The organism is Sulfuricurvum sp., assembly GCF_049587615.1.
GTDB lineage: Bacteria > Campylobacterota > Campylobacteria > Campylobacterales > Sulfurimonadaceae > Sulfuricurvum.
This window is the reverse complement of the sequence record NZ_JBAVEF010000038.1, coordinates 1-8,957: the sequence shown is the minus strand read 5'-3', so window position 1 is coordinate 8,957 and position 8,957 is coordinate 1. Positions and strand designations below refer to the sequence as shown.

Below are 8,957 nucleotides of genomic sequence, written 5' to 3'. Positions count from 1 at the left end.
AAAAAAGGATGATTCCGAGTAGTCCCATAGAACTTAACCCATATCCACTCATCAAAAAATCGATCATTTGGACTCCAAAAGCAAATGCGCTATTATAGCATTCATGAAAACAGTGAATCAACTTTTTATCGATACGATTGAGATCAAAGGGTCTAAATTTATGGCCCATTTAATGCCGTTTTCAATGTATGATGCGATGATGAAGAGGTTACGTTCTGAGCATCCTAAAGCGGTTCATTGGGTCAGTGCTTATCGAACCTTAAATGAATTTGATCAGATCGTCGAATACAGCGGTGATGACGGCGAACCTAAAGGGACCTCCGGAAAACCGACTCTCTCCGTGCTTCAAGGGCATGAACTCATCAATGCCGCAATCATCACGGTACGCTATTTCGGCGGGACAAAGCTGGGTCCAGGTGGGTTGGTACGGGCCTATGCCGAGTCGGCGAATGCGGCGTACGCTCAGGCCGTCTTGCTCCCGTATGAAAAACGTTACCTTCAACGCTTTAGCTGCGAGTATTCTGCGATATCAATGGTCGAGTATGAAACGTCTCGTCATGCTATCGGGATGGTTTCCAAAATGTTTCATGAGAAGGGTGCCACGTTTGAAGTCGAGGGGACAGGGGAAAATCTGGAGCAGTTTTATACGGCGCTGGGGCGGACGATACGAAAAATGTAAGCGCTTGAAAACGTTTGGGGTGTTTTCAGGAAACGCGCGGTGTTAATTCCATACGTTCATCATAAGCGGGAACCAATACGGTAAAACATGCACCCGTTTCGGTATTATAAAAGGCAAGTGTCCCCTTGAAATGCTCTTCGATAATGGCCTTGGACATATAAAGCCCCAAGCCCGTCCCATTTTCAGATTTGGTGGAAAAATAGGGTTCAAAAATTTTTGCGGCAATGTCATCAGAAATTCCCCCGCCATTATCGCAGACGCGGATGGAGAGGGCGTCTGCCGCTTCCTCTACCGTGATCGTGATTTTACCGGAAACGATATGTCGTTCAAGAATGGCATCGTGAGAATTTTTTATCAGATTCATCAATACTTGAATCAGTTCATTTTGGGAGAGGTACCCTTTTTTTTCTGTGGAGACAATCAATTCGGTTTTGATTTTGGCATAGTTTAAAAAGACATCGCACAGCCGCAGTGCTAATTCAACACTTGTCCCGATATTTTCAGGTCGTTTGATGTGATCATTTTTATAATAATTGCGGAAATCATCGATGGTTTTGGACATGTACTGCAAATGCTCGTTAAACTGATCATGCGCGCATTCAAAACCTTCCTCATCCCATTGCCCCAGTTTGTGCTTGAAATAAAGGTTTTCGTTGATGAGTGCCAACGTATTCAGCGGCTGGCGCCATTGATGGGCAATCATGGAGATCATTTCCCCCATAGCGGCATCTCTTGCCTGGTGGAACAAGATGGCATTTTTTTCGTTGATCTCATGACGCTGTCTTTCGATCTCATACTCAAGGTACTCTTGATTTTTTTCTTTTTCAGCCAGCAGTTCTATTTGAAAATGAATTTTCTCATCTTTGGCCGCTTGAAATCTTTTTGCCAGAATGAGAGAAAAAAAGATGATTTCAACGAGGGCTCCGAATAAAAAAGCATAGCGTGTAAAACCGTTGTTTTCCAAAAGACCGTTGAACATCAACACCATCATCCCCATCGTGGGCATATAGATGATGAGGGCGATGAGGTAGTAGGGGGTGTTGATTTTTCCGATCAACCAGGTTTTTATGGCAAGAATTAACAGTATCGTGACGAATACCGTCGAGAGAATGTTAAAGAGAAATGTTGAATAGGGGATATTAAAGTGGATCAAAATCCCAAAGATCAGAAAGGAGCCGGTAAAGAATTTGAAAAGGCGATCCATTCGGGGGAAATATTTGTCGAGTTCGAGGAAAGTCCCTGAGAAGAGGGCCATAAACGCCAAGACAATGGTTCCGGTGACATGAAGCCCCGCATTCCAGGGATGAAAACCGAGATAAAGATAAGAACCGTTAAACATACTGACAAAGATAATGAACGCCGATACATATCCGATATAGTAAGCATAGATACGCTCGCGCATTTCCAATAAAAGAAAAATATTCAGAATCAGGATGATAAAAAGGATTCCGGAATAAAACGGATAAAAGGTGCTGAGGGTAAAGCGGCTCGGTCTAAAAAACTCATTTTCCGTATAGAGGGTGAAAGCACCCATTTGGGCATTGACGGTTTGCCCTTGTATGAAGTAGGTTTTTGATGTGCCCGGTGCTATTTTGAGTTTAAAAGTGGGATTGGCATTTTGGATTTCGTAGCGTTTTAGGGGCGTTGAAAGACCGTTTTGATGCTTTATCCACCCTTTTGGCGTAGGCTCATAGAGATTAAAGGTGGACCAAAACGGTTCCGTGAAGCACAGGACGAAATCACGGTTTGTACTTTTGTTTTCAATCGTTATTTTGAACCATGCTGTCCCCTCTTTATATCCTTGTGAAAAGTGGGAGTGGATGGTCTGGGTAAAATGTAAATCGTTGATCTCTTCAATCCCCAAGCCGGAGGTTTCGTCATAGTGGTAAGCGAGGGAAAAATCAGAGATGGACTTTGTCCCTTCGGAGATGACAAGCGATCCAAACAAGCAGGGGAAATACAAAAAGAGGAGAAAAATGATACGAAAAAACATTTTTAACCCTCGTAGCTGTTTTGAGATTAAATTTTTTAGAAAAAAACTTCATTTCATTAAAAATTATTATACTAAAATCAACTTAAAACGGTTCAAATGGAGATAGAATTAGAATCTTTTTTTAAAGTTTGCTCCACAGCTTTTCGCTCAGTTTCAGCTCTTCGACCAATCCGATCGTATTGCGCAGGGTATTGATGTACTCCATCGTCTGTTTGTAATCGAGCAGAGAGATAAAAACAGCGGGTTCAAAGAGGTCTTTTCCGGTTCCGATGGCAACATGGATATGGTTGTGGACAAACGAGACAAAGAGGGGATGGGAAATGCGGCGTTGAAAATCCAATAGCCGTTTCATCATCGAGTGGGTGAGTATGTAGCGTGCTTCAATCGGATCATTGCCATAGACAACGAAATGTTTCTCGAATTCGGGGTCATCCAGCCGGATAAGGTCTTCACGGGAGCCATTAATCGATTGGAGCCATCCGCCGATCAGTGAGCCGAAGCTTTTTTCCGCTTTGTCGGGGAGTATCACCGTTTTGGCTTTGAAGTGTTTGTTAAATTCAGCGACGAGAAAGAGCCCCCGGAAAAGGGTATGCCACTGCGTGCGCCCTTTTGAATCACGGGTTTGGTATTCGGCATGGATATCGGAGAACTCGATAGGGACACCGTTGATGGAACCTTTGACGTAATCGTTTCCTCGGTAACGATCGATCGTGTGCGCAAACAGATCGGAGCGTTCAAACAGATGCTGCGAAATCAGAAAATCGGGATTGTAGAACAGATGGGGATCGATAGCGCCGATGAGGGGGGTGATGATTTTCGTTTTAAAATCTTTGGCATACCCATGTGTCATGAATCGGTAGGTGATCCCCGAAACCGCAATAAACCCAATCCCGATTGCGATGAAGAGGGGATGAAGCAGTCCAAAGTTTTTCCCCATCCATACGGCCAAAAGGAGAAAAGTAACGGCGCCCATCCCTCCGTACCATGTGAGCTTGGAGACGATTTTCTTACGGTTCTTTTCCAGTTCGTTGAGGGAAGGGTAGAGCTCTTTGTAATAAAAATCGGTGAGTTCAGAGGTCGATCTCATTTATTAAAAAGTGCCCCTACATCGACGTTTTGGCGTTCTGTTACCGTGATTTCAAATACGGCCCGGCGGTTCAGATTCATCCACCCCGCCATCAGATTGGTCGGGAACATTTCGATCGAATTGTTCAGATCGGTGACCGCTTGGTTATACGCACGGCGTGCGGCGGAGATCTGCTCCTCGATTTCGTTTAAAGAGCGTTGGAGATGCATGATGTTTTCGTTGGCTTTGAGATCGGGATAGGCTTCCATCGCGAGATTGATCGCTCCCAAAGCTGATGTGAGCTTCGCATCGAGGGCAATCTTCTGATCATCGCTGATTCCCGGCTTCATGGCTGCCGCACGCAGCTCGGTCACTTTTTCAAGGGTTGATTTTTCGTGCTCCATATACCGGGAAATGGAGGCAACAAGGTTGGGGATCAGGTCAAACCGTTTTTTAAGGACGGTGTCGACCCCTGCGAAGATGTTTTCAACCTGATTTTTTTTACCGATCAGAGAGTTATACATTAAGATGGCGATGAGGACAACGACCCCGATAATGATGAGTAATGCGGTCATTCAAGACTCCTGCTAATATTCAGATTCTTTATTCTATGGCAAGTTGTCTGAAGAGCGGATTAGAGTGAATACGTTAACACGGTTATCACTTTGTTGATAATCTTTTTTTATAGATGTGTTAAACTGTTTTAACGAAAAAAAGGAGTTTTCATGCAATTTATTTCTGTAATGCTGATGGTCATAGTGGGAACTATTTCTCCCGCCATGGCGATGGGGGATGAACATCATGATCATCCTCAAAACGGGATCGTCACAGAGAAGACAGTGCGGGGAAGCGGAACGGTAAAATCGATTGCTCAAAATCATGAAACGCTCCGTATTTTTCATGATCCGATTCCCGAACTCAAATGGCCGGCCATGAATATGCAATTCGAGGTGATCGATCATGAATTGACCCATCCCTTGGAAGTGGGTGATCGCGTGAACTTCGAATTTGTCCAAAAAGAGGGGAAGAACATTATTGTAAAGATGGCTAAATGAACCCTCTTCACTTCCTCATTATTGTAGGAGTCATGGGCTATGCGGGTGAGGTAAATGTGTCTCCTCCTTCGTCTCCCGATGCATTGAGCGGTAAAAGTGTTTATATTCCCCCTGCACAATCAATCGATGTTGCCGAAGAGGGGTGTGTTCAAAAAGAGGATCAAAATGTGACGGGGCATGGAAGTGCAAAATGGCAATAAAACATCTGAGTCTATCGGTGGCAGTACTTGTATTTCTCTGCGGGTGTTCAACAATGTCTCAAAAAGAAGCGTTTGACTCGGTGAATCAGCTCACAATCGAGCGAGGGGAAAAAAATCTTCAATGGATCAAAACACCTCAAGAAGCAGCACGTGTCGATGAGCAGGTGCACCACCTTTTGTCAGAGCCTTTGACCCAGGAAAATACCCTTCGGATTATGCTGATTAACAACCGTGCGTTGCAGCAAACCTACGAAAAGATTGGAGTCGCTCAGAGTGAACTGGTGGAAGCGGGACTCATGCGCAATCCCCTTTTGGGTTACAGTATCGGACGCGGTAACGGTACCACTACTTCGACACTCAGTGTGGAAGTTGCTTTTTTGGATCTTCTTTGGATCCCTTTGCGTCGTGAGCTCGGCGGATTAGCTCTCGAAGAGATGATGTTCAGTGTCGGTGATACTGTGTTGCGCAGTGCGAGAGATGCAAAGAAAAGCTATAGTGATGCAAAAATTGCTGAAGAAAAAGCAGCCCTCTATCGTTCGATTCTAAAATCCCATGAAGCCTCGTTCCAACTGGCAGTGCGTCAATATACCGCCGGAAATCTCCCCAAGCGGGATATGCTCAAAATTCAAGAGAGCTATGAACGAGCTCGAATCGAATCGATTACGCTCTCTCGCGAAAATGCAGTGGCACGTGAAGCGCTGAATAAAATCTTAGGACTCTACGGCGGCCAAACCCATTATATTTTTAGCTCAGAACCTCTAATACGTAGGGAGCCCGCCGTTTCGGAATCAGGGTTGGAAAAACAAGCAATTATGCAACGTCTCGATATGCGCAGTGCGATGAAATCGGTCGATTATGCCGCGGCACAAGCGGGATATAGTGAGAAGACACGGCTTTTAAGCGAATTGGAACTCTCGATCGAGAGTGAAAAAACAACAGGTGAAAAGCGGTTTAATACCTTTGGGATAAAACTTCCCATCCCCATTTTTGATTTTGGACAGGCACGGGTGAGTAAATCGCAGGCTATCTACAATCAAAGCGTTCATCGTCTCTATGAAACGGCGGTTAATATCCGCTCAGAGGTGCGTGAAGGGTATGCACACCTTCGATATACGTATGATATTGCCCATTCATACGATGAGGTGATTGTGAAGAGTAATCAGCAGATTTTAGAAGAGACGCAGCTTTTTTATAACGGGATGCTGGACGGTATTTACGCGCTTCTAGAAGATCAACGCCGTTACGGCGAGGCAAAAATGGAAGCCCTCGATGCACTGGGGGCATATCAAAAAGCACAGTCCGATTTGGAATATACGATAGGGGGAAAACTCTAATGGGACACGATAGACGCGATTTTTTAGGTTTGGGGGCGGCATTGATCGCATCCGCGGCATTGAATCCGAATCTAAAAGGATCTGAACATGAGCATACTGCACATGACGGGATAAAGCGCCAACTTACCCTCGTTAAAAATCCGAAACGGGTCCTTTCTCCCGCCATGGTCATTACTCCAAAAGAGGGGAAAAACTATCATCCCGTTGTAACCTTAAACGGATGGAGCTTGCCTTATGAGATGAAAGAAGGGGTCAAAGAGTTTCACCTCATTGCCGAACCGGTTGTCCGTGAGTTTGCCCCCGGAATGGTGGTGAACTGCTGGGGATACAACGGTACTTCTCCGGGCCCTACGATCGAAGCGGTGGAAGGGGACCGGGTACGGCTGATCGTTACCAACAAGCTCCCCGAACATACGACGATCCATTGGCACGGATTGATCCTTCCCAACGGGATGGACGGGGTAGGGGGATTGACCCAGCCGCAGATTGCTCCGGGGGAAACCTACGTGTATGAGTTTACCCTGCGTCAAAGCGGGACGTTTATGTATCACCCCCACGCCGATGAGATGGTACAGATGGCGATGGGGGCGATGGGGATGTTTATCATCCATCCCAAAGATCCTAAAGGGCACCGTGTTGATCGTGATTTTTGTTTTTTATTAGCGAGCTATGATGTTGCACCGGGAACCTATACTCCTAACCCCTCGACCATGACCGAATTTAATGTTTGGAGCTTTAATTCTCGGGTGTTTCCGGGGATTGATCCGATGGTGGTTCGCAAAGGAGAGCGTGTCCGTATCCGTGTCGGGAATCTGACGATGACGAATCATCCGATTCACATGCACGGCCATCCGTTTGAGGTGACCTGCACCGACGGAGGATGGGTACCTAAAAGTGCGCGGTGGCCGGAAGTAACTATCGATGTTGGGGTAGGACAGATGCGGGCGATCGAATTTGTTGCAACGCAGGAAGGGGACTGGTCCTTTCATTGTCATAAATCGCACCATACGATGGGGGCGATGGGGCACAGTATTCCTAATATGCTAGGGGTAAAGCAAGACGATCTCACCGAAAAGATCAGCGATCTTATGCCGGAATATATGTACATGCCGATGGGAAAAAACGGGATGGCGGAGATGCAGGATATGGCAGAAATGGGGATGAAATTGCCGGAGAATACCTTGCCGATGATGAGCGGCAAAGGGGCGTTTGGCCCGATCGAGATGGGGGGGATGTTTACAGTGGTGAAAGTTCGTAAAAATCAACCAAAAGACGATTACTCCGATCCGGGATGGTATGAACATCCGGAAGGTAGCGTTGCTAAAAAATTGTAAATAAAGAGGGAAATATATGAAAAAAAGTCTGTATATCGGGATGTTTATTGTCTCTGTATCGATCTTGGCAAATGAAGTAAAAACAGTGGCAGCAAAACAAAAAGAGCAAAAACTAATGCTGCACGCACAGCAATGGGATAAAGGGGTTCACAAAAAAACGGTAACGACCGTACATCAGCCGATGAAAAAGAAAGAATACCCACGCGGTACTATTTCAACCCATTGATCTGGCATTAGGGCACTTTTCGTCGATACCAGAATAAAAGTCCCAGTAAACTTCCAAAATGTCCGCAAAGCATATCTTTTTGGGCATCCCATTGATCTCCCTGCGTTCCTAAAAATGCCGTACCAAGTTCTGAATGGGTTGTCTCGGTCGCTAACCATTCGATCACTTCATAAACTCCCGAAGAAGCAAAGAGAAAAAGAAAGGTAAAGAGGAGCGTTGAGTGTTTTGATTGTTGAAACGGGAGGAACACTTCGTAGAACGGGAGAAACAATAAGAACCCGTATAAAAAATGGATGAGCCGATCATAATGATTTCGTTTAAACTCAAAAATATCGGTAATATACGAGAACCATGGCATCTCGCTGTAAGTGTAATGGGCGCCTATCCCGTGCAGGGTGAAGAAAATGAAAAGCATCCACAAACTGAGGGCTGAAAATCCAATACGTTTGTCTGCCCACACAAGAATCGGTAGAGCCATAAAGACCAAAAGATTTTCCAATAGCCAATCGTCGCGATACCACGGATCAATGGCTAAGTAAAACCAAATCGCACTGTAAGTTATCAAAAGGATAAATTTGAGTTTCATGAGAATGATGATAGCACAGATAGGAGAAAGAGTAAATTTTAATGATTATGTATAAAAGAGAGAGGTAAAGGTGGCGCAGCGGACGGGACTCGAACCCGCGACCTCCTGCGTGACAGGCAGGCATTCTAACCAACTGAACTACCGCTGCAACCTAAACGAATGGTGGGAATTACAAGACTCGAACTTGTGACATCTACCTTGTAAGGGTAGCGCTCTACCAACTGAGCTAAACTCCCGTTTAATGTGCGTAAAAAAATCGAAATAACATATGGCGCAGCGGACGGGACTCGAACCCGCGACCTCCTGCGTGACAGGCAGGCATTCTAACCAACTGAACTACCGCTGCAGCCAAAAATTATGGTGGGAATTACAAGACTCGAACTTGTGACATCTACCTTGTAAGGGTAGCGCTCTACCAACTGAGCTAAACTCCCAAATTAAGATGAAAAAACATCTCATTCGTAAAAACATTCGAACAAATGGC

Annotated in this window: 10 protein-coding genes and 4 tRNA genes; 6 read left to right on the top strand and 8 right to left on the bottom strand. The window is 45.4% G+C overall.

Annotation, left to right across the window (positions count from 1 at the left end):
* Positions 1 to 103: 103 nt before the first annotated feature.
* The gene (locus WB308_RS07300; RefSeq protein WP_424190447.1) at positions 104 to 679 is read left to right on the top strand and encodes an IMPACT family protein; all 576 of its coding nucleotides are present in this window, start codon (positions 104 to 106) and stop codon (positions 677 to 679) included.
* A gap of 25 nt (positions 680 to 704) precedes the next feature.
* Here the strand turns inward: WB308_RS07300 and WB308_RS07295 are convergent, their stop codons facing one another.
* The 3 genes from WB308_RS07295 to WB308_RS07285 form a co-directional block, all read right to left on the bottom strand.
* Positions 705 to 2,672 (bottom strand): sensor histidine kinase, encoded by a 1,968-nt coding sequence (locus tag WB308_RS07295; RefSeq protein WP_424190445.1) that lies wholly within the window; start codon positions 2,670 to 2,672, stop codon positions 705 to 707.
* Positions 2,673 to 2,793: 121 nt separating this feature from the next.
* Positions 2,794 to 3,759 (bottom strand): DUF3137 domain-containing protein, encoded by a 966-nt coding sequence (locus WB308_RS07290; RefSeq protein WP_424190443.1) that lies wholly within the window; start codon positions 3,757 to 3,759, stop codon positions 2,794 to 2,796.
* Positions 3,756 to 4,313, bottom strand: a complete 558-nt coding sequence (locus WB308_RS07285; RefSeq protein WP_424190441.1) for a LemA family protein — start codon at positions 4,311 to 4,313, stop codon at positions 3,756 to 3,758. The genes WB308_RS07290 and WB308_RS07285 overlap by 4 nt, the downstream gene beginning before the upstream one ends.
* A 150-nt stretch (positions 4,314 to 4,463) precedes the next feature.
* On the opposite strand from WB308_RS07285, the gene WB308_RS07280 reads away from it, so the two are divergent.
* The 5 genes from WB308_RS07280 to WB308_RS07260 are packed head-to-tail and all read left to right on the top strand — an operon-like array spanning position 4,464 to position 7,887.
* On the top strand, positions 4,464 to 4,793 hold the full coding sequence (locus tag WB308_RS07280) for a copper-binding protein (protein WP_424190438.1): 330 nt from the start codon (positions 4,464 to 4,466) through the stop codon (positions 4,791 to 4,793).
* The gene (locus WB308_RS07275) at positions 4,790 to 4,993 is read left to right on the top strand and encodes a hypothetical protein (protein ID WP_424190436.1); all 204 of its coding nucleotides are present in this window, start codon (positions 4,790 to 4,792) and stop codon (positions 4,991 to 4,993) included. Before WB308_RS07280 ends, WB308_RS07275 begins: the two co-directional genes overlap by 4 nt.
* The gene (locus tag WB308_RS07270) at positions 4,984 to 6,327 is read left to right on the top strand and encodes a TolC family protein (RefSeq protein WP_424190434.1); all 1,344 of its coding nucleotides are present in this window, start codon (positions 4,984 to 4,986) and stop codon (positions 6,325 to 6,327) included. The genes WB308_RS07275 and WB308_RS07270 overlap by 10 nt, the downstream gene beginning before the upstream one ends.
* A complete protein-coding gene (locus tag WB308_RS07265; protein ID WP_424190432.1) occupies positions 6,327 to 7,661 on the top strand; it encodes a multicopper oxidase family protein in 1,335 nt (444 codons plus the stop codon). The genes WB308_RS07270 and WB308_RS07265 overlap by 1 nt, the downstream gene beginning before the upstream one ends.
* 16 nt (positions 7,662 to 7,677) lie before the next feature.
* Positions 7,678 to 7,887 (top strand): hypothetical protein, encoded by a 210-nt coding sequence (locus WB308_RS07260; protein ID WP_424190430.1) that lies wholly within the window; start codon positions 7,678 to 7,680, stop codon positions 7,885 to 7,887.
* Positions 7,888 to 7,894: 7 nt separating this feature from the next.
* Here the strand turns inward: WB308_RS07260 and WB308_RS07255 are convergent, their stop codons facing one another.
* The 5 genes from WB308_RS07255 to WB308_RS07235 all read right to left on the bottom strand — a co-directional run bounded on the left by WB308_RS07255 (position 7,895) and on the right by WB308_RS07235 (position 8,907).
* Complete coding sequence (locus WB308_RS07255; RefSeq protein ID WP_424190428.1) at positions 7,895 to 8,473, bottom strand: DUF2238 domain-containing protein; 579 nt, start codon at positions 8,471 to 8,473, stop codon at positions 7,895 to 7,897.
* Between the two features lie 71 nt (positions 8,474 to 8,544).
* Positions 8,545 to 8,621 (bottom strand) — tRNA-Asp (locus WB308_RS07250).
* A 12-nt stretch (positions 8,622 to 8,633) separates the two neighbouring features.
* Positions 8,634 to 8,709 (bottom strand) — tRNA-Val (locus tag WB308_RS07245).
* Between the two features lie 33 nt (positions 8,710 to 8,742).
* A tRNA-Asp gene (locus WB308_RS07240) sits at positions 8,743 to 8,819 on the bottom strand.
* 12 nt (positions 8,820 to 8,831) lie between these two features.
* Positions 8,832 to 8,907: transfer RNA gene (locus tag WB308_RS07235), tRNA-Val, on the bottom strand.
* Positions 8,908 to 8,957 lie beyond the last annotated feature (50 nt).